Origin of the sequence: Ferruginibacter sp. HRS2-29, from assembly GCF_024343615.1 — a bacterium.
Classification (GTDB): domain Bacteria; phylum Bacteroidota; class Bacteroidia; order Chitinophagales; family Chitinophagaceae; genus Ferruginibacter.
The window spans coordinates 38,291-62,516 of sequence record NZ_RJUB01000006.1 but is presented as its reverse complement, the minus strand read 5'-3'; the positions used below and the strand labels follow the sequence as shown (position 1 = coordinate 62,516).

The window sequence follows — 24,226 nt, the reverse complement described above, 5'->3', positions numbered from 1 at the left end:
AACGGCACATGGACACGGCGAACACAGCATTTCAGGTTAATTCCGGATGTTATGTTCGCCGTTTCGCTTTGATCTTCATCACCTGTATGGGCCTTACCATCAGTTACAAAGCATTGAAAGTATCGATGACAAATCCTGCTCAAAGTTTGCGTGCAGAATAAGGAGAACCACAAAGACACATAAAGACACAAAGGGACACAGAGGGAGAATTAATATATTCTATTCTTAGCTCTGTGCTACTCTGTACTACTCTTGGTCCTGTGGTTCAATAAATTTACACTTCTCTGACAATAGGCTTTCCTACACCGCCTTTTACCGCATTCGTAAACATTTTTCCCGATTACAACGTCGCCACCACCCTGGTGCAGATACATTTGCGCCCGTATCACTTCGGTATGCAATAAACATTGCGCCAGCTTGAAATTTTAAAAAAGATAATTAAAAGACCTTTCATTTAAAACACATATAAACCAGACCATACATGAACATTATGAAGAAAACAGCGATGCTCTTAATGCTGCTCGGAATGATCTCTGCCAACCTCTTTGCACAGCAATCAACAGGATCAATTTCCGGGAAGATCATCACGGCCGACAAACAACCTGCGGAAGGTGTGACCATCCTTTTAAAGAATACGGCTAAAAATGCTACGGCTGACAACCGGGGCGCTTTCCAGCTAAAAAATATCGAAGCCGGGAAATACACGGTATTGGTCAGCCTTGTGGGTTATAAAGACCTGGAGCAGGAAGTGACTGTTACCCCGGGAAAAACAACAGATATATCTTTTGAACTGGTGCAGACCAACAAAGAACTGAACGAAGTGGTGGTGGTTGCCAATAAGAATAGTTTCAAGACCAACCGCGTTTCTTCTTCCATGCGCCTGCAAAGTTCCATTCTCGAAATCCCGCAGAACATACAGGTAGTAACTGCAAAGCTGATCAATGACCAGCAGATATTCGACATGCTTGAAGGTGTTACCCGCAACGTAAGCGGCGCTACAAGGATCGAGCACTGGGACAACTATGCACGTATCACCATGCGGGGCAGCAATGTGGGCGCATTCCGCAATGGGATGAATGTATCTACCACCTGGGGGCCGCTTACGGAAGACATGAGCATGGTAGAACGCATTGAATTTGTAAAAGGCCCGGCAGGTTTCATGCTGGCAAACGGCGACCCGAGCGGCTTCTACAATGTTGTTACAAAAAAACCAAGCGGTCGTACCAAAGGTGAGATCGGTTTATCTATAGGAAGTTTTGATATGTACCGTGCCACCATCGACCTTGATGGAAAGTTATCAAAAGACGGAAAATTATTATACCGCCTCAACGTAATGGGCCAGGAAAAAGGTTCTCACAGGCAATTTGACTTCAACAACCGCTACTCTATCGTGCCGGTATTGAAATACCTGGTGGATGACAAAACCGCTATCACGCTGGAATACACCCAGCAATATTCTGAAGTGAACGTGATCGGCTCCAATTATGTTTTTGCAAAAACGGGGTATGCTACCGTTCCAAAAAGTTTTACCAATACGGAAAACAATATCCCCAAAACTAAAATGAACGACCGCAGCATTCTCGCGATATTCGATCATAAGATCAACAACGACTGGAAATTCACGGCACAGATGGCTTATTTCAATTACCAGCAGGAAGGCTCATCCATGTGGGTTGCAGGATTTGATCCTACCAACGACAGTATTGTACAACGCACCAATGGCATCTGGGATATCCTTGGTACCAGCAAAATGGGACAGATGTTTTTGAATGGTGAAGTAAGGACCGGCGCTGTTACACAAAAGATACTCGGCGGACTGGATATCAGCAATAAAGATTATTACCACGACTTCAGTCAGAGCGGAAACCTCGGTGGCCCGTTCAATATCTACGCGCCTGTGTACGGCCTGGCAACTCCCCCGACATTTGACCGTACCAAAAATGTACGCGACAGGGGTGTTCGGTATTACAACGCTTACTCCGGTTTTTATGCGCAGGATGAACTTGGTTTCCTCGAAAACAAACTTCGTTTAACCCTTGCCGGCAGATACACCACTTTGAAAGCGGGCGATGCATACAATGGTGATTCCAAAAACAGCAAATTCACGCCACGTGTAGGTTTGAGCTATTCGATCGATCAAAACACTTCTGCATATTTCCTGAGGGATGAATCGTTTGTAGAAAATTACGGCAGCGACTGGCAGAAGAAAGCATTTGACCCTATCAACGGAACCAATATGGAGGTTGGTTTCAAACGCGACTGGCTGAATGGTAAATGGAACTCAGCGGTATCTGCCTACCAGATCACCCGCAACAATGTACTTACTATTGATCCGGAACATCCTGTTTATGACAATAACGGAGATCCCACCGGACAATTTTATTACAGGCAGACAGGCCAGCAAAAAACCAAAGGTGTTGAAGTGGATATCCGCGGCCAGATCGTTCGTGGGCTGGATGTGATCATCAACTATGCATTCACGGAAGCAAAAACGACCAAAGATTCCGATCCTAAAAACGTGGGCAACCAGGTACCGGGATCAAGCAAACATGTACAGAATGCCTGGCTGAACTATCGCATAGACGAAGGCGCCCTCACCGGTTTCGGTATTTCCGTTGGTTATCAATACCAGGTAAAACGTTCTCCCTGGTATGTATTTGATGGCTCACAATACAGCCTGCCGGATTATTTCCGCATGGATGGTAGTTTGTCTTATCAGAAAGAAAAGATCGGTTTCAACCTGGTGGTAAATAATTTGCTGAATAAATATTTATATTCGGGCGGGCCTTATGCCGATCATTACTATTGGCAGGCTGAACCGGGCACCAATGCAAGGTTTAGCGTGAGTTATAAGTTTTAAGAACAGATGACGGACGACAGACAAAAGACGACCGCTACTTCGTTCAAGCTGAAGGTTAAAATACTATCATAGATAGTATAAATTTTCAACTTTAAAAAAGCATCGGTTGTCCGTCGTCGGTCGTACGTCGTCCGTATTTGAGTCGTTGCAGTATAAATAAAAAAGGTACATTTTTCAGGATATGACATTTAAAAAACTGGTACGCATCATTCATCTCTGGCTCGGCCTGGCTTCAGGGGTTATCGTCGTTATCCTGGGCATCACCGGTTGTATACTCGCTTTTGAAACCGAGATACGCAACCTCACCGAACCTTACAAAAAAGTACCCAAGGAAAATGTCGCCTATCTCCCGCCATCCGATATCCGTGTGATAGCCGAACAGGTGCTTGTTTCCAAAAAAGCGCTGGGCATCGAATATCCGGGCCCGGCAAAGGCCGCGGTGGTTTCTTATTATGATGCGGATCATTACGAGATCGTTTATGTAAACCCATACAACGGGCATGTTACAAAGCACAGGAACATGAAGAAGGATTTTTTCCGTTTCATACTCGATGGGCATTTTTATCTCTGGCTCCCGGATAATATCGGGCAGCCTGTCATGGCTTCAGCCACACTGATCTTCCTGGTGATGATGATCTCCGGGATCATTCTCTGGTGGCCCAAAAACAAAGCAGCACGCAAACAACGCTTTTCGGTAAAATGGAGTGCCAGATGGCGCAGAAAAAATTACGACCTGCATAATGTACTCGGATTTTACATGACCTGGGTGGCCATCTTCCTGGCTATTACCGGGCTCGTATTCGGTTTTCAATGGTTTGCCAAAACGGTTTACTGGGTAAGCAGCGGTGGCAAAACTCCCGTAGAACATGCGCATCCCCTATCCGATACCACCAAAGTAGCCATCAGCAAAAACATGGCGGATGTGATCTGGAAAGAACATTTGTTAACCTTAAAAGACAATGAAAGCCTCGGCATCTACTTCCCGTCCACCAACACCGACCCCATTGAAGTAGGTATCAATCATCGCCCTGGTACATATTATAATACCGATTTTTATCACCACGATCAATACACCGGCAAAGATCTCCCGGCAACAGGCAGTTACGCCGGGGCATTCAGGGATGCAAAAGTTGCTGATAAGATAGTACGCATGAATTATGATATCCATGTGGGTGCTGTGCTGGGGCTGCCGGGCAAAATACTCGCTTTCTTCGGAAGCCTGATCGCGGCGAGCCTGCCGGTAACGGGATTTATCATCTGGTGGGGAAGAAGGAAGAAAAAAAGGGGATCACAGATTTTAAAGGGATAAAGGGGATTGCACAGATTATTTTTCACTGCGTGAAAAACTAAATGCAGTTTGTAAGAACTTGATTTACTTTTATGAAACCAAGTTCTTATAAACTGCATGTTGGTTTTCTGCAAAGCAGAAAATAATCTGTGCAATCCCCTTTATCCCTTTAAAATCTGTGATCCCTTCTCCCCGGTACGCAATCTTCATTTTCTGCAAGCAGAATATAATCTGCGAGATCTGCGTAATCAACTATAATCTGCGTTTATCCTTCCTTGGTACGTGTTTTGTACTTTTTTTCCAAAACCACCTTATGGCAAAGACAGTAAAAAAATCAGCCCCGCTAACAAAAGATAAAGAAACAAACTTCCGTTCGGCAAATCATGATAACAATGACAAGGAATCCATCACCAGCATCAAAGCGGCTAAAAAGCAGAATGAAGTCATTGAAACTAAAGCCAGTAACGATAAGCCGCTGAAAAAAAGAAAGTGACCGACGGGCATTATTATTTTTTCTTTAATCCTTTTCGGCTCCTGTTATATCTCCGATTATTTTGTAAATTGTGTGCCTACACCTGGCTATACCGGTATACCCGGTAAAGTCCTTTCCGGCTGCTTTCCACATCATTTATTTCATCACGATAATTAAATCAACACACATGAGCAAGATCACTGTCAAAGATGGTACTGAAATTCATTACAAGGATTGGGGCACAGGCCAGCCGATCGTTTTTCATCATGGCTGGCCTTTGTCCGGCGACGACTGGGATAACCAGATGATGTTTTTTCTGCAAAAAGGATATCGCGTGATCGCCCATGACCGCCGCGGGCATGGAAGGTCTTCGCAGGTTTCCGAAGGACATGAAATGGATACTTATGCTGCTGATGTGGCAGAACTGGTACAGGCTCTCGACCTCAAAGATGCCATCCACGTGGGCCATTCTACCGGCGGCGGCGAAGTGATCCGTTATGTTGCAAAATATGGAAAAGGCCGCGTGGCAAAAGCCGTGCTCATCAGCGCCGTTACTCCACTGATGGTAAGAACCGACAGCAACCCCGATGGAGTACTTCCATCCGTATTCGACGATATCCGCAACGGGACTGCATTCAGCCGTTCACAAACCTTCCAGGATTTTACCTTACCATTTTATGGCTACAACCGCGAAGGGGCAAAAATATCCCAGGGTGTACGCGACAACTGGTGGCGCCAGGGGATGATGGGTTCTGTAAAAGCACACCACGACTGTGTAAAAGCCTTTTCTGAAACAGATTTTACCGAAGACCTGAAAAGTGTGGATATCCCCGTGCTGGTGCTACATGGCGAAGACGACCAGATAGTTCCCTATGCGATCACTGCACCGAAAGCTGTGGCATTGCTGAAAAATGGCAAACTGATCTCCTACCCGGGCTTCCCGCATGGCATGCCTACTACCGAAGCTGCAACGATCAATAAAGACCTCTTGGAATTCTTTCAGAGTTAGTTTAGGGTTTAGAGGTTTAGGGGTTTAGAAGTTTAGGGGTTTAGAAGTTTAGGGGTTTAGAAGTTTAGGGGTTTAGAAGTTTAGGGGTTTAGAATTTTAGGGGCTTAGGAAGCAGTAATATTTTCCTAAACCCCCTAAACCCCTATTTTTGGGTATGAAAATTTTTGCAGAAACCCCCAGGCTTATTCTTCGCGAAATAGAAATGACAGATGATGCTGACATGTTTGAAATGGACAGCGACCCTGAAGTGCACTTATATATCGAAAACAAACCGGTGGATTCTATTGAAAAGATCCGTGAGGTGATTGGTATGCTCCGATCTCAGCAGCAACAATTTGGTACTGCCCGCTGGGCGGTTGTTGATAAAAAAACGAATGAATGGCTTGGCTGGTGCGGATTGAAATATTTCAACCAGCCATTGAATGGCCATATCAACTTTTACGAATTAGGCTATCGCTTTAAAAAGAAACATTGGGGAAAAGGCTATGCTACGGAAGCTTCCCGGGCGGCCATAGATTTCGGCTTTGAAACCTTTGATGTTGAATCCATTTATGCCATCACCGATCCCAAAAATGAAAACTCTGTAAAAGTGCTCCGCAAATCGGGTTTCGAACTCGTGGAGGTATTTGATTACGAAGGTGCCCCAACGAATTGGCTTGAATTGAAAAAAGCAAACCGTCCCGGTAATTTCACTATTATCAGAACTGAATCTGCCAACCCTGATTTCAAAAAGCTGGTAGCTGAACTAGATGCTGATCTCGCCATCCGCGATGGGGATGAACATGCATTTTATGCACAATACAATCATGTCACCCATATCAAACATGTGCTGGTCATGTATTATAAAGGCATGGCTGTTGGCTGCGGGGCCATCAAGGAATTCGACGATTCCTGCATGGAAGTAAAACGTATGTATGTGTTGCCCGCTTACCGTGGCAAAGGGATTGCAGGTTTGTTACTGGCAGCTCTTGAAGCTTGGGCAAAGGAATTAGGTTACTCTACTTGTGTACTCGAAACGGGCATCCGGCAACCCGAAGCCATCGCGTTGTACAAAAAAAACAACTATTCCGTGATCCCAAACTACGGTCAGTATGCAGGTGTAGAAAACAGTGTATGTTTTAAGAAAAAATTGTAATTCAAACACTTAAGTATTTTCCTGAAAGTGATGATGTGGTCATTGGCAGGCCTTCTATGAAGACTTTCTTTTTGGCAGAACGGCTTCTTCTTCGGGTGTGTCATTTACCTTCCGCTTTAATTAATTACGAATTGTCAATTACGAATTACGAATGAACTCTACTAATTGCATTTCCTTATCGCATCCATCAGCATTCTTAATTCTTAATTCTTAATTCTTAATTTTTAATTCTTAATTTCTTCTTTTACTTCTTTCAGCTCCACTTCCTTTATATCCGCCTCCATCTTTTCCCGCTTCATACCCACTCTTACAAGCCCGAAGAGACTCATGTAAATATTAGCTATCCATACAAGCGCAAAGCCGCCTATAAGATAACCGCGCCAATCCTCAAACAATAGATGATAGCCGCTGATGAAAAGAAAAGCCAACGTTACATAATGGCTGAAACAATATTCGCAGGTAAAAACATAAAAGAATTTACGTTGCAGAACATTCCTGCAATCTTTTGATTTTTTCACACAGAATTCCCGCGGCTCGCGGAATATCTCCTCATGCGTAACCGTCCAGGCAATGCAGGCTATCGGTAATGCCAGCAAAAAAAGATCCGCTACTTGTTTCGTCATATCCATCATCCTTCAATTTAAACATTTTTTTTTGCCGGGAAGACGGGAAGAAATTAATATTATTGAACTTTTCTTCCCGTCTTCCCGGCAAAATTCTTACTGGTTCTGCTTGAATAGCTTATTTTTATCATCCACTTAAATCGTTTTGTATGCCAAGGATATTCAAAATTTCCGGCAGCCGTTCTTTCCTTTTGCTGGCTGCCTTTGTTGCTATTTTTTCCTGCAACAACAATAACAACAAAGACGCCAAACTTACAGACACTGCTGATGGCGCTTCCGCCATCTCGTACGACACCAGTTTTAACGTAGAAGCCGAATCATTTGCCGACCTGCAGATATTACGTTACCAGGTGCCCGGGTTTAACCAGCTTACACTGCAACAAAAGCAGCTGGCTTATTACCTGTACGAGGCCGCACTGAGTGGCCGCGATATCATTTACGACCAGAAAAGCCGCTATGGGCTTCTGTTGCGCCGCACGCTCGAAACAGTGTACGGTACCTATAAAGGCGATAAGAACAGCAGCGATTGGAAAAAATTTGAAGAATATTGTGGCCGTGTGTGGTTCAGCAATGGCAACCACCATCATTATGGTAACGAAAAATTCATCCCGGAAGTAAGTGTCGATTATTTTTCTCAGATTGTTGCCGCCAGCGATACCGCAGCCCTGCCAAGGGATACTTCGGAATCGGTGAAAGCATTCCTTACACGAATACAGCCGCTGGTCTTTGATCTTAAATTCGAACCAAAACTGGTAAACCTTGCCGCTAACATCGATAACGTAGCCGCATCGTCTGTAAACTTTTACGAAGGGGTTACACAAAAAGAAGTGGAAGCCTTTTATTCAAAATTCAACTCGAAGGGCAATGCGCCGCTTTGGGGGCTCAATAGCAAACTCATCAAAGAAAATGGTGTACTGGTGGAAAAGACCTGGAAAGTTGGCGGCATGTACAGTTTTGCGATAGAACGCATGGTAGGCTGGCTGCAGAAAGCCGCTGAGGTAGCAGAAAATGCAGAGCAGAAAAGAGCATTGACCCTTTTGATAAAATATTACCAGACGGGCGACCTGAAAACTTTTGACGAATACAGCATAGCATGGGTAAAGGATGTGAACAGCCACCTGGATGTGGTGAATGGTTTCATTGAAGTGTACATGGACCCTATTGGTAAAAAAGGAAGTTTTGAAAGTGTGGTTTCTGTAAAAGACATGGAAGCTACCAAACGCATTGATGCCATCGCCAAACAGGCACAATGGTTTGAAGACAATTCCCCGCTGATACCGGAGCACAAGAAGAAAAATGTGAAAGGCATCATCGCCAAAGCGATCACTGTCGTGGTGGAATCTGGCGATGCGGCACCTAACACCCCTATCGGTATCAACCTGCCCAATTCTGACTGGATCAGAAAAGATTCCGGATCGAAATCGGTTTCGCTGAGCAATATCATTTATTCTTACAATGTAGCTTCTTCCAAAGGCGGTGTGCTCAATGAATTCGCCCTGAACGATTCCATCATTGCAAGGGCAAGAAAATATGGCAGCCTGGCCGCTGATCTCCATACAGACATGCACGAATGCATAGGCCATGCCAGCGGGCAACTGAATCCAGGTGTGGAAACGCCTGAAAAAACGTTGAAAAATTATGCCAGCTGCCTCGAAGAAGGCCGTGCCGACCTGGTGGCATTGTATTATATCATGGATCAGAAACTGGTAGATATCGGTGTTACGCCTTCCACGGAAGTAGGCAAAGCGGAATATGATAACTACATGATGAACGGCCTGATGACGCAGCTTACAAGGCTCAAACTCGGTGACCAGGTGGAAGAAGCGCATATGCGTAACCGTCAGCTGATAGCAAAATGGGCTTTTGAAAAAGGCAAACCGAACAATGTGGTAGAGTTGGTGAAAAGAAACGGCAAGACTTATGTGCAGATCAATGATTATGCACAGCTAAGGACATTGTTTGGCCAGTTGCTGAGAGAGATACAACGCATCAAATCAGAAGGCGACTTCAATGCCGGTAAAAACCTGGTAGAAACTTATGGGGTAATGGTAGATCCGGTATTGCATAAAGAAGTACTAGAAAGATATGCAAAACTGAATGTGAAGCCATATCGTGGATTCATACAGCCAAAGCTGGTGCCGGTAATGGATGGAGATAAGATATCGGATGTAAAGATCGAATACCCGACCAGCTTTTTTGCACAGATGATGGAATACGGAAAAAATTATTCGTTCCTGCCGTTGAAGAATTAGAAGGTTTCCCGCAGATAGACGCGGATGTATAACACGCAGATTTTCGCAGATTTTTTTGTGAATGTTTGCGTGTTTTTTTGTGTCATCTCGAGCGGAGCATGGAATCTCTTCCGATTCTAAATGAATGCGGGCAGATTGCTTTAGTTCATGCCTCGCAACACCTCTCCGTGAAAGACCTGATTGGGCTCTTCCATGGAATGCCAGATTTTTTCGATAATAAACTCATTATATCCTTCCTCCAATGAGTTATATTCATCCAGATGTATATGAGACCCAATAGGCACGTCATTCTGAGCAATATTTAGTAAATGGTTGGCGAGAGATATTAAACCCGCCTGATTCGCTTTTAGGCATACAGTGTCGCTTTGAAGGATAACCGTTATTTCGAAATTATCCTTCCAGTTAAGTAGGATGCCTGTTGATGCATTATAAGGTGGGACGTCTAAATTTATTTTTCGCCGTTGTTGGTGTTTTCACCAACGACATCTTGAGGCTTGATAGAAGTTGTTGGTGAAAACACCAACAACGGCGAAAATGACCGACTTTGGTTGATAAGTTATGGTTATTTAATGATTTAGATCATAGTCGCTCATATACAACATTGTTTGATATGCTATGTCTTGTATGTGTTCAGGCTTCCATAAATTAGAAGCATAAACTACCTTTTCAGCAACTTCCATTTCAATATTTAAGGCAAAATGTAATGCTATAATAGCTTCTGTAGACGTTGTGCCTGCATTATTCAAAATCCCTAGAATTTCCAAATCTCGCTCCTTAAAATCTTCAGCTCTTAAATCGCTAAGTAAATCCATGTATATTTTGATTTTGGGATGTATTCTCATTTTTATGGGTTTGGTGTTATATCAAATAAGGTAATAGTTCTTGTATCTGTGTCTGGAAGATTTGAGCCTGGTGGTCTCAGTCGTGAAAATTCAACTGTGGCCTTATTAAACCCACCCGCCTTACTCAGTTCGGTAATTTCCTTCGTTAATTTGCTAAAAGAAGTAGCCCCTATAGAACCTTGTTGCCCAATAGTTCCTAATCCTCCTTTGGCATTAATTATTTCGATATCACTAAACTTAATTGCATTGTTATTAATATTGACTTCTCCGGTAATAATCCCGGTTTCTGAACCTGTAGTTAATTTTATGTTGAAAAATCCTGTTTTTGCGTCAACTACTAAGTTTGCAGTTCCGTCCATCATTCCTACTTCTCCTCCAGCCGTAAGAACTCGTGCTTTATCTGCTAATGAAACTCCTGAAGCTGTTGCTCCTCCTTCTGATACAACTTGAGAGGCGACTGATTCGGCCATCAATTGTGGAGATCCATTAAGAGGTACTCCGCACATGTAAGAAGCGATAAGAAGCTGCCCAAGTTCAGGAAAGCAAATCCCTAATGAAACCCCTAATGCCAAAGCCATTCCTTTGCCTTCTTGAGTTTGACGTGCAACTAATTTATCCCTATCTCCATCATAAATATTTAGCCAATCTTGGTCTTCCTGCATCGACTCCATTAAAACAGCTTCCAAGCATTCTAACTCAACATGAGAAGTAACTTTATTTTCTGAAAAAGCATATGTGCTGTTGTAAACATATTTATCAGCAAGGGGATCGATTTCTATAAATCTGCCGATCTGGGGATCATGATTCCGCCATTTGAACTGCACCCAGTTCAATCCTAAATCATCATCAAAACGTTGATCCTGAAAAGTCTTTTCTTTATTAGGTGTCACTCCTGCGGCCTTCGAACTTATTCCCGCCATCGTCAACCCGAACGGATAATAATGAGTTTCTTCCAGTATAGGACTCCGCTCATGCTTCAATGTCAGGTTATCAAAGTAAACCATGTCATTGGTTTCATTGCTGATGTAAATATAGCAATATCCGTTCTTCTTTGCCTGTTTAGCACTGCCTAATGCTACCACTATTTGTCCAGGGTTCGTAGTGCCGATCTGTTCACTGTAGCTGGCTGTGGCATCGAACTTAAATTGCTCGTCAAAAAACAAAATATTCAGGTATGCCTTAGGACGGGTGGAACCCGAAGCATTGTTAACGTTTGTAAAGTAAGTGGCTGCTGCAGGATCCACATTTACCGCAGAAGATAGTGCCGCCGCGTTGGATTTTACTACGCCGGAACTAGCTACGCTGTTAGTCAATATATTGGTCAGCGCACTCACAAGCGTACTCAATCCGGTGCCGGAACCTCCGGTATTGGCACTGAAATAATATTGCACGGTGGCATGTATCTTGTCTCCACTCATCACTTTCAGCAACTTTCCTGCGCCGATCTTACCAGTACTGCTGCGCACCAGCAAACTGTAAGTACCTGTTGCAGGCACTAATGTAGTAACTGCCTGTAGTTGCGCATTAGTGGTACGGCTACCCGTTACATCAAATGGGGTACCATCGGCTTTTTCCCACATGGCCGATTGATTAGTTACTTCCGTACTTCCGGATGCGCCTTCGAAACTTAATGCAGGGTAGGTGTCGGCGTTCGCTTCTTCTGTCAATACCATCCGCACATTCCCCAAGTGATCCTTCAAAAAATAATCATAAAACAAGGCCGGTGTAGTGCCTGGCTTAAACCGTACCCTCCCTTCTTCCTGCGGTAAATACTGCAGCACATTGCTGTAATCGTCATTAGGGCTATTGGCCGGGCTGGTGGTCTTGCTTTCGTATACCAGGCCGCCGATGTAATGGGTGGTAGTAGTAATGGTTTTATTGCCATTGGCGGTAGACGGGCTTTCGGTAGTGACTTTTTTTAGCTTGTTACCTGCCGCATCATAGGTATAAGCGATGGTACCTTTACTGGTTATGGTGATGTTTTGTGGAAGGTTCAGGTAATTGTAAGCGATGGCACCGATAGCTTTGTTATTGTCTAAAGCAAGATTACCATTCACATCATAAGTATAGTCCGTTATCGCATCAAACTGTGCCTGCGTGCTGGAAGTAGTAAGGGCGGCTTTAGTGGAATTTTGCGGATGTGTAGTATTGGTTTTAAAGTCTCCCAGCTTTGTAGTGGGATCATTTTCGCCGTTGTTGGTGTTATCACCAATAACATCTTGCAACTTAGAAAGAGAAAGAAAGTTTTATTATTCGGCTATTGATAACTTTAACATGCTAACTCACCTCGCTGAGTGACTCAATAGGGGAAAATCTGGGAAGTTGTTGGTGATAACACCAACAACGGCGAAGGATAAAACTAATAAATAGGATTATTGCAATTTTACTATATTTCATATGCTAAAACCAATTGAATGAGAAAATAGCTTTAGCTGCCTCGCGTAACGAATTCATAGAATCTTGTGCATTACTTCCCGACAATTTCACACCATTTTAATTTGCTCCATTACCAATAGCTCTTTGATCTGCATCCGTGTCTTTACCAAATTCATTTATTTGCGCTCCGAATTGGGTGGTGGTACCCGACATCCCAACTAATATAAATGCTAACCCAGTCATAAAATTTCCTGCATCTTGTACATTATACAGCACATCTTCACCTCCGAATTTAAGTAATCCGCCCCTGGCGCAAGAGGGGAGAACTTTCTATTATTTACAGGCTACTTTAAATACACCAATTACACCATCGCCGTTAGCGACTAAATAATTCATCGTAAATAATCTTTCATATACGAAATAGTAATTTTTAATATTCGCAGATACATTTAGATTAAAATATTTTTTATTTGGAGCATAATCAAATAAATATGTTTTTAAAAAAAAGTCTCTCTTTTTTATTGTACTGATATCAATTGTATTTTTCTCATTCAATACTTTATATTCTGCTAACCCGAAATTAGTAGTGTAAAATATCTCATGAAAAAACAATTTTTCCTTTTTATCTAATAATTCTTTTAAATAATTTTTTAATTTATCATTGTCTGAATAGGATGAATCAAAAGCAATCATATACTTTCTAAAGTTTTCTTTTAAAATCATCAACCTCGCGTTCCTATATTTTGAAGTTTCGACAGGAATAAAAAGGAAGTAATCCGCTTTAAATTTTGGATCATACGCCTTATCAACCAAAGAAGTTGTACAAGTATGGGTCTGATACGATGGATTCATCCAAAGACAGAAAATTAACGTTAGTAGTTTCATAATTATTAATATTAGCGCCTGTAATTAGGTGGTTTTTGAGATTCACTATTTGTTAAGAGATAGCCTCGAGGAATTACGTGAAATAGCCGTTGTATTGGAGTGCCATCCGGCCGTTTTGCGTCTTCAATGTAAACAGGCTGTCCCATTTGTGGTCTACCAGATGCCTCTGCTGCTCTTGTAACGATAGTTGCAGCATCAGCTTCAACTTTTTCGGGCCAACCAATAAGTCTGCCATTTTCCGTAAATGGGAGTATTCTATCATGATTCAACATTCCTTTTGAATATTGAAAACCATGACCTAGCCATTCATGAATAAATTCTAAATCAGAATCCCGTGTAACTTTAGTAAATGGTCCATCTTTCTCTATATTACCACCATTATTGCTCATTATTCTATTTCCAGCTTTATTATCGAACCAGGACAAATCACCTGTTTTTCCATCAAAGTTTTGTAACCCGTCCATTACAGTAATCATCTTTGTGCCACCCAAAACTTCAGTTAATCGAGATTGTACTTCCTCATCTTTAATTCCTGCGATAGAATTAACGGTTGTCAAAACACTCTGAGAAAACTCGTCTAGTTTTCCATTGTACATTTTCCCGTTATTATCATAAAAGGAAATTCCTCCATCCTTATTTCTTTGTAAATTGTAATATTGATCTCCAATCATAATTCTTGTCGTATCACCTAAAGGATCATTTAACAAAATCGGATTATTGCCCATAGAACAATACGGGCTCATCTCCAAATTTGGCCTAGGATCTATTTGCCAAAATCTTCCCAATTGAGGATCCAGACTTCTAAATTGTGTTTCATACAGATTTATATCAAAATTTGTATTTAATTCGCTGCCTGCATTCCATTTCTTATTATTTGCCAAACTACCTTCACTTTTTGAACTTATCCCCCCCATCGTCAACCCAAACGGATAATAATGCGTTTCCTCCAATATCGGCCCCGGCTTGTGGATCACCTGTAAATTATCAAAGAACACATCTAAATTACTTTCGTTGCTTACGTACACAAATATATATCCATTTTTGGGTGCTACAAGATTTTGTAGTGCAGGATCATTTTGCCAGTGATCCCATACTGATCCACTCGTTGCACCCACCCGGCTAAAGCCACCCCCTTTGTAATTGAACTGTTCATCAAAAAATATATAGTTGATATACGCTTTAGGAATGGTAGTGGTTGGTTCACTATTGTTACCCCTGAAAAAAGAATTGGGGATAACACCACTATTTGCGGTATTCAAAATGCCTGCTGTAAACCCTTTGCCCGCAGCTGCATTGGCAGGAGCAGTTAAAAAATTGGTCATCAAACCCAATACATCAAGGGTGGTAGAATTGGCATTGGTAATGTTGGTAGTATTGACGTAGTATGATTTACCCATAATGTCGATCACATCTCCTGCCATCACTTTCATTACAAACTCCAGCCCTGTTTTGTTAGTGGTCGCATTCAATTTATATACTTTGCTGCTGCCATCTGTTTGGGATTATTTTACAAATGAAAAAGGGCACATCGATATTGAACATATTTACGGTTAACTATCTTTTAAGAAAAAAATTGTTGGATGACTTAAGATCAATGGCGGGTGTGGCTTTCTGTTGCACATTGATTATTGCAGTGATTTTGGAAGTGTATTGGTTCTTATCCCGGTCACAGACCTGCCACCTTGAAGAGACACGAGTGATCCTGCGGAACACTCGCCAGAAAGGGGGAACACTCGCGCCAGAAGGGGGGAATTATTTATCAAAGCTGAAAATTTTGGAACACGGCAGTATCAATAAAAACCTGATATGTTCCAGAGCACTTATTTTCTACTTCGTAAGTTGTGAAAAGAGAAAGTTTATTAAAAGATTTTACAACTGGTAATTGAAATGTTAAGAAATGAACATTCGTAAGTAATTTGTAAGGTTGTATTTCCTCAAATGATTGATTACTCCCTATACTAGATCTGATGTGAATATTTCTATAATTTTTATTGAGTGAAAAAAATAGAAAAGTAAATTCTACGTTTTGAGAATCTGCTTTTCTGAACAGGTGCGCCATCAACGATTTACCCTCTGTTTTAAATTGATTACCTAAAGAATCAAATTCTTCGTTATATACATAAGTTGGTGGTGACATAAAAAATTTATAGGACTTTAATTCTCCAGATGGATAAAAATAATAAGCGCCGAAAACAGAAGATGTTTTTTTATCAACCATCATAGAAATCGCACCGTTGCTAAAACTATCATTCACCTCTAACCTATCACTATTTTTTTTCAAAAGGTTTTTGATATTCTTGTCACAATTTTCAATTCTTGCTGGCGATTTACAGGAGAGAAAAAGTAATATGTATATATAACAATATTTCATTTTATTTTTTTAAATAGACAGGACTTGTATCGGTAGCTGGTAAATATACCTGCTCCCAGGTCGAATCATCTATTTTTAAGTAATTTATAGTACCAAAGTTTACAACGGTATTTGCTTTAATTCCAGGTTTAGGATAATCATTCCATCTACTTTGAGTTTCCGACGTGGAATTTTGATCTTTCATCATATCTGTCGCTACCTGTTTCCCAACCTTAATAAACATTTTTGTCGCATCCCAAAGATCTGTAAAATCAGGCTGTTTTAAAGGACCGACTTTACTAGTCATTGAAAAAGTTTGCATAAGAACATCTATATTCTCAACTTTTGAATCAGAATTAGGTGCATATGGAGCTCCTCCTTGGCCAGAACTTGATGTAAATACAATTCCTCCTCCATCACGAGGTTCCTCTTGATTGATAGTATAGATATCACTTTTAGCACCTGTTGTTATAGTATGTCCTCCTTCTGTCGAAATACTTGCACCACCGTAGTAGGCCACTCCATTTTTAGTTGCAGTTCCATCAGAATTAAGTCGATATGAACTTACCAGTTCTTTTTCGCCATTATATTCTGTGTAAGAATTGAAGCTTCCAGATTTTCCTACATTCTGATATCCAATATGATTACGACTCCCTTCAAACCATGTTAAATCTCCACCCTCATTTTTATACCAATCTCTTGCTTTCATTCCATCTGGGTCAATAAATCTTATCGGATTGTCAAAAGCATAATTATAAGATGAATGCCTTCTCATTTTGTCGGCCAAAGGATCAACATGATTCCACCTCCCTATCTGATTATCATACATCCTCGCACCATAATCCAACCACTCCAAACCGCTGCCATCACTGAACTCCTTGTTCTGTTCTTCTTTGCCATTGTAATTGAACTTATTTGCCATGCTGCCTGCGGCCTTGGAAGATATCCCGGCCATAGGTACCCCAAATGGATAATAATGCGTCTCTTCAAGAATAGGACTCCGCTCATGCTTCAATGTCAGGTTATCAAAATACACCATATCATTGGTTTCATTGCTGATGTAAATATAGCAATATCCATTCTTCTTTGCTTGTTTAGCACTGCCTAATGCTACGATTATCTGACCGGGGTTCGTAGTACCGATCTGTTCAGTGTAGCTGGCTGCGGCATCAAACCTGAATTGTTCATCAAAAAATAAAATATTCAGGTATGCCTTGGGACGGGTAGAACCCGAAGCATTGTTAACGTTTGTAAAGTAAGTGGCTGCGGCAGGATCTACATTTACCGCAGAAGATAGTGCAGCCGCGTTGGATTTTACTACGCCTGAACTAGCCACGCTGTTAGTCAGTATATTGGTCAGCGCACTCACAAGCGTACTCAATCCGGTGCCGGAACCTCCGGTATTGGCACTGAAATAATATTGTACCGTAGCATGTATCTTATCGCCGCTCATCACTTTCAGCAGCTTCCCTGCGCCGATCTTACCAGTACTGCTGCGCACCAGCAAACTGTAAGTACCTGTTGCAGGCACTAGTGTAGTAGCTGCCTGTAGTTGCGCATTGGTGGTACGGCTACCCGTTACATCGAATGGGGTACCGTCGGCTTTCTCCCACATGGCCGACTGATTAGTTACTTCCGTACTTCCGGATGCGCCTCCGAAACTTAATGCAGGGTAAGGAGTGTGGCTTTCTGTTGCACATTTGTTATTGCAGTAATTTTGGAAGTGTATTGGTTCTTATCCCGGTCGCAGACCTGCCACCTTGAAGAGACACGAGTGATCCTGCGGAACACTCGCGCCAGAAAGGGGGAACGGGAGCTTTCTGTTACCGCCCTGGCTAAAGTGGCAAAGCATTTTGGTATGACACTTGATGAACTGGTGAACTTTAAAGGCAAAGTTCCTACCGAAGAAAAAATAGAAGATAAAACAGCAATGGAACAATTACAACTTATCAGCACGCTGCACGAAGAAGATAAAGCAATGGTGTTCCGTTTGATTGATACCATTATAACTAAAAAGACGTTCAAAGATTTTGTTGCAACTATGCAGTAATAAAAAAGCCACTCAATGATGAGTGGCTTTTTGTATTTTTTATGATTATTGAACTGAGTAAATAATATTTATTGATTGAGTGCTTTATTTGTAAATAATATTGCCAAAAGCAAAGGAACCACTAAGATTAATATGATGTAAAAAATATTTATAGGCCTAGAAAAACGGTCATTTTCTTTCTTATTTAAGACCACTTCGGATTTTCTTCTATAGTAAAAAAAATAAACAATTAGAAAGATTCCAATAACAAAAGGTGAATACAGGAGTTTACGATCTGTATAGCTTCCGTTTAACTTACCTAAAGTCGTATTGGTAAAATATCTGATAACAGCATAGAGTAACAAAAGATGTATTAAAACAGTAAGTCCTACCATAGCAGCAGATAAAAAGATTGATTTAAAACCTTTTCGCCATTCAAAGAATTTATAAAAAAACCAAAACACAAAATTATACATGCTTTAAATTTTATGGATCAAATATATTTTCAGTTATACTCTTACCGGTTACTCCTTTTGTAATAATATCTCCAATTGTCCAAGCTAATCCAATACCCCAACCAACAGGGATCACTCCCGCCAGAAGGGGGCAGAGGGGGGAAAAGCTGTTTTGAATGTTATCTATGAGATAAATTACTTGTGGTCTTTTGAAGATAGATTTTTCTTATTATATTTTTTGCAAGACCCGAATCGTTTTTAGATTCATGCGTTATGTAATAGTACGTGACTTTATCTAAACTTAAAGTATCTGATTTTTCTAAAGAATCAACCAAGACTTTCACAACATGGATTCCCTTTTTTAAACCAAACCGAAATTGTGAATAACTGGGACTTACAGAAGATGTACGAACATTTTTATCTATATAGAGTGAATCGTCGATAAAAACTTTCATCTCAACTTTTTCAAAATCATTTCCGATATTTTCTAAATAAAAATAAACATACTTACTAGAAGTACAACTACTATTAATAATAAGTATCAATCCAATTATTATTAGTATTGAAAAGGGTAATGTTTTCATTATGATTTATTTTAAAAACTATCTACAGTTGCTGGAATTCGTTGTCCTTGTTTGACATTAAAATCATAAGGCTCCGTATTTGTTGAATTATGCCAAAACCAATTGTTAGATGCTCGAATGGCTCTTTCACTATTAGATCCTTTATTAAGTTTTCCTTGCATTGAATTGTTGAAGGCTGTTTTGATTTGTGTACCTGTAAAATTTTGTCTATCACTTTTAGCGTTAGACATATAGTTATCAGGATCATCACTATGGCCTAATCCAAGATTGTGTCCGAACTCGTGAGTCATTGTATTTAAGAGCATACCGAATGAAGTTTTTTCAGCATAAGCAATTTTCCCATTAAGCCTAGCCATACCAACAGTTTTATCACTAAATATATCAGTCATTGACTCAACATCATCCACTATTGCTAACAAATGGTCACTATCAAAAACATCATCCATAGAATTTGCCACAGATACTTGAATATCCGTACTAAATATATCTTTCGAGTCCCAACCTGACAAGGCTCCAGACAATTGATTTTGAAAATCTGAAGCCAAAGATTTTATATTTAATTCGCCATCGGCCAAATTAAGAACTTTGATGGTCGCATGTAATGTATAATTAATTCCTGTCACTTCTCCCTTATTGTTATAAATATTTTGAGTAGTGACCCATACACTATCGCCGTTAACATCAATATTTTTTACGGGGTCATTGGCCGCATATTGATAAAGGGACAAATGATTATATTTTATTGCAAATCGATCCTGGGTAAAAAACCTTCCCACCTGCCCGTCATACATCCTCGCTCCATAATCCATCCACTCCAGCCCACTTCCATCACTAAACTCCTTCCGCTGCTCTTCCTTACCATTATACTTCAGTTTATTTTCCAACTGCCCCGCTGCCTTCGAACTTATCCCCGCCATCGTCAACCCGAACGGATAATAATGCGTTTCCTCCAATATCGGCCCCGGCTTGTGGATCACCTGTAAATTATCAAAGAACACATCTAAATTGCTTTCATTGCTAACGTACACAAATATATATCCATTTTTGGGTGCTACAAGGTTTTGTAGTGCCGGGTCATTTTGCCAGTGATCCCATACCGAACCGCTCGTGGCACCCACCCGGCTAAAGCCACCCCCTTTGTAATTGAATTGTTCGTCAAAGAATATGTAGTTGATGTAGGCTTTAGGAATGGTAGTGGTCGGTTCGCTGTTGTTACCCCTGAAAAAAGAATTGGGGATAACGCCATTATTTGCAGTATTCAAAATGCCAGCTGTAAAACCTTTACCCACTGCGGCATTAGTAGGAGCGGTTAAAAAATTCGTCATCAGTCCAAGTAAATCGAGCGCAGTAGAATTGGCATTGGTAATGTTGCTGGTGTTTACGTAGTACGATTTGCCCATGATGTCGATCACGTCTCCTGCCATCACTTTCATTACAAATTCCAGCCCTGTTTTGTTAGTGGTCGCATTCAATTTATATACTTTGCTGCTGCCATCTGTTTGTGTAGGGGTACAACCGGTTGGGTAACTCGGATTGCCCGGCGGGGATACATTGTAATTATAATACAACTTTGTATTTGCGACCGTTTCGCCTGTCCATGGTTCAGTTACAATTTTCGTGTTGTCGATTTTATAAAATTGATTCTCATAGTTGACCATGCTATTGGTAGTGCCTCCGTAAGTACCTTCCATGGTGGCAGCAGGATATACATTTTGTTGCTTTTCTTCTGTCAGCACCATCCTCACATTCCCCAGGTGATCTTTCAAAAAGTAATCGTAAAACAGCGCCGGTGTAGTGCCTGCTTTAAAGCGCACCCGTCCTTCTTCCTGCGGTAAAAACTGCAGCACATTGCTGTAATCGTCATTGGGGCTATTGGCCGGGCTGGTAGTTTTGCTTTCGTATACCAGGCCGCCGATATAATGGGTGGTAGTAGTAATCGTTTTATTGCCATTGGCGGTAGAAGGGCTTTCGGTAGTGACTTTCTTCAGCTTGGTGCCGGCCGCATCATAGGTATAAGCGATGGTGCCTTTACTGGTCACGGTGATGTTTTGTGGAAGGTTCAGGTAATTGTAAGCGATGGCGCCGATACCTTTGTTATTGTCTAAAGCAAGATTACCATTCACATCATAAGTATAGTCCGTTATCGCATCAAACTGTGCCTGCGTGCTGGAAGTAGTAAGGGCGGCTTTAGTGGAATTTTGAGGGTGCGTAGTATTGGTTTTAAAATCTCCCAGTTTTGTAATGGGATCATTGTTAAAATCTTTTACGCTTTTCAGTTTATTGCTGTTGGTATTATAGGTGTAACGAAGGTTATCTATCTGCCCGCTGGTATTGACCAATAAGCCCCATTGCTGCATCTGCTTGATGTTCCCATTCGCATCGTATGCAGAGGTATAGGTACTGCCATCTCCCATTTTCATGCTAAAATCAACGTTGGCAGTTTTATTGAACGAGCTTCCGGTATATTGATTAAAGTCTGCTGACATCAGGCGGTTTACAGGATCATAAGTAAAATCGTATTTTCTTTTTTGCTGGTCGCCTTCACTTTTCCAGATAGTACCGCTGATATTACCATTGTATTGCGCCGCAAAAGTTCCCTGCGAAGCATTTTTATCATACCCGAGCTCATACCCAAAATATTGATCGTTGTTGGTCGTAGCAAGGTAACCTTTGTTGGACGATAGCAGCCAGCCACGGATATTGTACTCATAGTCCTGCTTTGCCAGCGGATCTGTCGGGGAAACCGCTTTGGAGCCTACGTTTTTATTCTTCACCTGGCCCAGGGCATTGTAAGCCACAGTACTGATGGTACTATAACCCGGCATCGCGTCGCCGTTTACCAGCGAGTTTTTGATTCTCTTCTGTGTTTTTACCACCCGGCCCAGGTCATCATAGGTCATCCGCGATACGGTCACACTGGTTTGCGCATTGGTACCGGATATATTTGTTTTGGATACGGTTACCAGCGGTTGCCCCGCCCAGGTATATTGCGTGGTATTGATATCCACGCCGCCTAAATTATTGGTGCTTTTAGCCTGGATCACCCGTCCTTTAGCGTCATAAATAAGTGCCGTGTACAACCAGCTGGTAGTACCCAATATTTTTGTCCGGCTGCCTGTTACCATATTTTTCAGCAGTGTGCTAGCCGTGTTGGATTGGCCGTAGGGCCAGGTGGTATTGCTCACCGGATCAAAATAAGTATCGAAGCTGTTATCATAACCGGCGGTTAGTCCTGTTGTATAGGTCGATTGCCAATTGTAATTATCGTAAAAAGTGTTGGTCAGCACTTCATAACCGCTGTAATTAGCCAGGTTGGGGTAAGCCGTGCTGGAGTAAGCTAAGGCTGTATGATAGGCCAGGTTATTGAAATTTACATTATCCGTAATGAGCCCGGTAGCCACCGGGCGGTTAAGTTCGTCGTATTGCGTGTACAACCATTTTTTTTGTCCGCCACGCAGGCTGGCATCCTGGGTCAGCACCACCCGGTCGAGCGCATCGTATACCATCCAGGTTTCACCGCCACCCGGCACCTGCTTACGGTTCATCCGGTTGCGGGTATCATATTCGTACCGGAAGCATTGCTCTGCCATGAAGGTGGCATCATCTAACAACCAGGTAGAACTAATCAACTCCACTCCCCGCGGCTGGATCACACACCGCAAATTATTAAGGTCGTCATACAGGAAGTAGGTACACAACCAGCCACTATGACCACTGCCACCACCAAGATCTGGTGAAGCGGTCAGCTGTACTTTTTTCAGGATCACTTTGCCTTCCTTATCCTTAAACTCGATCACCTGGTTACCTCTCTCATCAGTTGTGATATTTTTATACAAAGTGCCGGCTGGGTAAGCTCCCGGGCTGGTATAACTCCCGAACGCATTAGACTGGTTGGCCACGTTCCAGATACGCACCGCATCTGTCGGCGTATTCATGGAATACTGCATACTCACACCGCGGCCAGCTCCGACCCAGTTATTGCCCGGTGCCATAGTTTTCAGAACACGATTCAATGAGGATACTTCATAATCAGTTTGCCCATAATACCAGCTATCCCCCTGGGTAGTATTGTATTGGGCATTCATAAAAGTAGCCTGCGCCGCAAAAGGGTTTGTTTTAAACGCTCCGTCTGCTGAAGACGCTTCCGCGTAAGGCAAATATTGAAACCGTGGCCTGCCAAACTCGTCGTACTCCACCGGGCTCACCATATCAGTTGGGCCAGATCCGCCAGTAACCAGTGAGCCTTGTTTGATGACGGTCTGTAAGGGGCGGCCAAGCCCGTCGATGTATTGGGTAGCCGTCTTCACATCCTTCAAAAGACGTGTGGTGAGGATATTGCCGTCCTGCTCGGGAGCAGTGGCATCCCAGGTGCGGACAAAATTTATATTGGTACCGGCCGGATAAGCTGCCGGAACCGCTCGTTGGGCATAAGCAGCTTCGCCTGCGATTGATAACAAACAAGTAAAGAGCAAACCTGCCCGTATATAGCTATTCAAAAATTTCATTGGATGGTATTTTTACAATGCATGTAATTATTGTCGGATCAATTTATCTACCAGCGAACTAGTGATGCGGGTCTGGCTTCGGAGTACCCCGTACAGTTCCCCGTCCTTATTTACAAAATATTTATAGCCCGGGCCATCCACATCAATATCCAACACAGTATTTTTTGATACCTGCGTCAACCACTGGTAAAAATCCTGCTGGGCAGTGCCTGAGGTTTTTCGTGTATAAATCCCATCGGTAATGATCACGGCATTACTAAGTTTTATCCTGAGCCGGTTTCTAAGGCTATCTTTTTGTGCCGTTGTATAACCATCTTCGTAAGACGGGGATGCTATTACAGCAAGGCTATCGGAGTGAAGGGTGGCGATAGAGTCAAGGCTCGATAACATCGAATCCGAGGCGTCGTCTTCCGTGATGGGCAAGGTGACAAAGAGCATCTTTTTGCCCTGCATAGACGACAACGCAACGGTATTTCCCTCTATGGTAGGGATAGTATAATCATATATACTTCCCACCAGTATGTTTAGCACCAACAGTACTAAAATATTTTTGATCATAAT

The 24,226-nt window shown here is 42.0% G+C and carries 19 protein-coding genes; 8 read left to right on the top strand and 11 right to left on the bottom strand.

The features are described 5' to 3' along the window. The first annotated feature begins 8 nt into the window (after positions 1-8). The 6 genes from EGI32_RS03590 to EGI32_RS03565 all read left to right on the top strand — a co-directional run bounded on the left by EGI32_RS03590 (position 9) and on the right by EGI32_RS03565 (position 6,764). Positions 9-161, top strand: coding sequence for a hypothetical protein (locus tag EGI32_RS03590; RefSeq protein ID WP_255154000.1), 153 nt, complete (start codon positions 9-11; stop codon positions 159-161). A 329-nt stretch (positions 162-490) separates the two neighbouring features. Then, entirely contained in the window at positions 491-2,860 is a 2,370-nt protein-coding gene (locus EGI32_RS03585; RefSeq protein ID WP_255153999.1) for a TonB-dependent receptor, read from the top strand. Between the two features lie 181 nt (positions 2,861-3,041). Continuing rightward, a complete protein-coding gene (locus EGI32_RS03580; protein ID WP_255153998.1) occupies positions 3,042-4,169 on the top strand; it encodes a PepSY domain-containing protein in 1,128 nt (375 codons plus the stop codon). A gap of 292 nt (positions 4,170-4,461) precedes the next feature. Next, positions 4,462-4,641, top strand: a complete 180-nt coding sequence (locus EGI32_RS03575; RefSeq protein ID WP_255153997.1) for a hypothetical protein — start codon at positions 4,462-4,464, stop codon at positions 4,639-4,641. A 166-nt stretch (positions 4,642-4,807) separates the two neighbouring features. Continuing rightward, entirely contained in the window at positions 4,808-5,629 is an 822-nt protein-coding gene (locus EGI32_RS03570; RefSeq protein ID WP_255153996.1) for an alpha/beta fold hydrolase, read from the top strand. A 154-nt stretch (positions 5,630-5,783) separates the two neighbouring features. Further along, a complete protein-coding gene (locus EGI32_RS03565) occupies positions 5,784-6,764 on the top strand; it encodes a GNAT family N-acetyltransferase (RefSeq protein ID WP_255153995.1) in 981 nt (326 codons plus the stop codon). 224 nt (positions 6,765-6,988) lie between these two features. Here EGI32_RS03565 and EGI32_RS03560 read toward each other — a convergent pair whose 3' ends face one another. Next, entirely contained in the window at positions 6,989-7,387 is a 399-nt protein-coding gene (locus tag EGI32_RS03560; RefSeq protein ID WP_255153994.1) for a hypothetical protein, read from the bottom strand. A 149-nt stretch (positions 7,388-7,536) separates the two neighbouring features. On the opposite strand from EGI32_RS03560, the gene EGI32_RS03555 reads away from it, so the two are divergent. Continuing rightward, positions 7,537-9,639 (top strand): dipeptidyl peptidase 3, encoded by a 2,103-nt coding sequence (locus tag EGI32_RS03555; RefSeq protein ID WP_255153993.1) that lies wholly within the window; start codon positions 7,537-7,539, stop codon positions 9,637-9,639. Between the two features lie 566 nt (positions 9,640-10,205). Here the strand turns inward: EGI32_RS03555 and EGI32_RS03550 are convergent. From EGI32_RS03550 to EGI32_RS03525, 6 genes are all read right to left on the bottom strand, one after another. Further along, positions 10,206-10,481: a hypothetical protein gene (locus EGI32_RS03550; RefSeq protein WP_255153992.1), complete on the bottom strand. Its 276-nt coding sequence runs from the start codon at positions 10,479-10,481 to the stop codon at positions 10,206-10,208. Positions 10,482-10,483: 2 nt separating this feature from the next. Then, positions 10,484-12,706 carry a hypothetical protein gene (locus EGI32_RS03545; protein ID WP_255153991.1) on the bottom strand — a complete coding sequence of 741 codons (2,223 nt, stop codon included), beginning with the start codon at positions 12,704-12,706 and terminating at the stop codon, positions 10,484-10,486. Between the two features lie 484 nt (positions 12,707-13,190). Then, positions 13,191-13,742: a hypothetical protein gene (locus EGI32_RS03540; protein ID WP_255153990.1), complete on the bottom strand. Its 552-nt coding sequence runs from the start codon at positions 13,740-13,742 to the stop codon at positions 13,191-13,193. Between the two features lie 11 nt (positions 13,743-13,753). After that, positions 13,754-15,211 carry an RHS repeat-associated core domain-containing protein gene (locus EGI32_RS03535; protein WP_255153989.1) on the bottom strand — a complete coding sequence of 486 codons (1,458 nt, stop codon included), beginning with the start codon at positions 15,209-15,211 and terminating at the stop codon, positions 13,754-13,756. Between the two features lie 290 nt (positions 15,212-15,501). Beyond that, positions 15,502-16,113, bottom strand: a complete 612-nt coding sequence (locus EGI32_RS03530; protein WP_255153988.1) for a hypothetical protein — start codon at positions 16,111-16,113, stop codon at positions 15,502-15,504. 1 nt (position 16,114) lies between these two features. Continuing rightward, positions 16,115-17,707 carry an RHS repeat-associated core domain-containing protein gene (locus EGI32_RS03525; RefSeq protein WP_255153987.1) on the bottom strand — a complete coding sequence of 531 codons (1,593 nt, stop codon included), beginning with the start codon at positions 17,705-17,707 and terminating at the stop codon, positions 16,115-16,117. A gap of 108 nt (positions 17,708-17,815) precedes the next feature. On the opposite strand from EGI32_RS03525, the gene EGI32_RS03520 reads away from it, so the two are divergent. After that, on the top strand, positions 17,816-18,142 hold the full coding sequence (locus EGI32_RS03520) for a hypothetical protein (RefSeq protein ID WP_255153986.1): 327 nt from the start codon (positions 17,816-17,818) through the stop codon (positions 18,140-18,142). A gap of 68 nt (positions 18,143-18,210) precedes the next feature. Here EGI32_RS03520 and EGI32_RS03515 read toward each other — a convergent pair whose 3' ends face one another. From EGI32_RS03515 to EGI32_RS03500, 4 genes are all read right to left on the bottom strand, one after another. Continuing rightward, positions 18,211-18,597, bottom strand: a complete 387-nt coding sequence (locus EGI32_RS03515; RefSeq protein ID WP_255153985.1) for a hypothetical protein — start codon at positions 18,595-18,597, stop codon at positions 18,211-18,213. A 158-nt stretch (positions 18,598-18,755) separates the two neighbouring features. After that, positions 18,756-19,160: a hypothetical protein gene (locus tag EGI32_RS03510; RefSeq protein ID WP_255153984.1), complete on the bottom strand. Its 405-nt coding sequence runs from the start codon at positions 19,158-19,160 to the stop codon at positions 18,756-18,758. Positions 19,161-19,171: 11 nt separating this feature from the next. Next, a complete protein-coding gene (locus tag EGI32_RS03505) occupies positions 19,172-23,665 on the bottom strand; it encodes a DUF6443 domain-containing protein (RefSeq protein ID WP_255153983.1) in 4,494 nt (1,497 codons plus the stop codon). A 27-nt stretch (positions 23,666-23,692) separates the two neighbouring features. Beyond that, positions 23,693-24,223 carry a hypothetical protein gene (locus tag EGI32_RS03500; protein ID WP_255153982.1) on the bottom strand — a complete coding sequence of 177 codons (531 nt, stop codon included), beginning with the start codon at positions 24,221-24,223 and terminating at the stop codon, positions 23,693-23,695. Positions 24,224-24,226 lie beyond the last annotated feature (3 nt).

Bases quoted from the DNA above. Each gene is read 5' to 3' on its own strand.
- EGI32_RS03590 (WP_255154000.1), top strand. From the start codon at position 9: ATGGACACGGCGAACACAGCATTTCAGGTTAATTCCGGATGTTATGTT.
- EGI32_RS03585 (WP_255153999.1), top strand. From the start codon at position 491: ATGAAGAAAACAGCGATGCTCTTAATGCTGCTCGGAATGATCTCTGCC.
- EGI32_RS03580 (WP_255153998.1), top strand. From the start codon at position 3,042: ATGACATTTAAAAAACTGGTACGCATCATTCATCTCTGGCTCGGCCTG.
- EGI32_RS03575 (WP_255153997.1), top strand. From the start codon at position 4,462: ATGGCAAAGACAGTAAAAAAATCAGCCCCGCTAACAAAAGATAAAGAA.
- EGI32_RS03570 (WP_255153996.1), top strand. From the start codon at position 4,808: ATGAGCAAGATCACTGTCAAAGATGGTACTGAAATTCATTACAAGGAT.
- EGI32_RS03565 (WP_255153995.1), top strand. From the start codon at position 5,784: ATGAAAATTTTTGCAGAAACCCCCAGGCTTATTCTTCGCGAAATAGAA.
- EGI32_RS03560 (WP_255153994.1), bottom strand. From the start codon at position 7,387: ATGACGAAACAAGTAGCGGATCTTTTTTTGCTGGCATTACCGATAGCC.
- EGI32_RS03555 (WP_255153993.1), top strand. From the start codon at position 7,537: ATGCCAAGGATATTCAAAATTTCCGGCAGCCGTTCTTTCCTTTTGCTG.
- EGI32_RS03550 (WP_255153992.1), bottom strand. From the start codon at position 10,481: ATGAGAATACATCCCAAAATCAAAATATACATGGATTTACTTAGCGAT.
- EGI32_RS03540 (WP_255153990.1), bottom strand. From the start codon at position 13,742: ATGAAACTACTAACGTTAATTTTCTGTCTTTGGATGAATCCATCGTAT.
- EGI32_RS03530 (WP_255153988.1), bottom strand. From the start codon at position 16,113: ATGAAATATTGTTATATATACATATTACTTTTTCTCTCCTGTAAATCG.
- EGI32_RS03525 (WP_255153987.1), bottom strand. From the start codon at position 17,707: ATGTGGGAGAAAGCCGACGGTACCCCATTCGATGTAACGGGTAGCCGT.
- EGI32_RS03515 (WP_255153985.1), bottom strand. From the start codon at position 18,597: ATGTATAATTTTGTGTTTTGGTTTTTTTATAAATTCTTTGAATGGCGA.
- EGI32_RS03510 (WP_255153984.1), bottom strand. From the start codon at position 19,160: ATGAAAACATTACCCTTTTCAATACTAATAATAATTGGATTGATACTT.
- EGI32_RS03505 (WP_255153983.1), bottom strand. From the start codon at position 23,665: ATGAAATTTTTGAATAGCTATATACGGGCAGGTTTGCTCTTTACTTGT.
- EGI32_RS03500 (WP_255153982.1), bottom strand. From the start codon at position 24,223: ATGATCAAAAATATTTTAGTACTGTTGGTGCTAAACATACTGGTGGGA.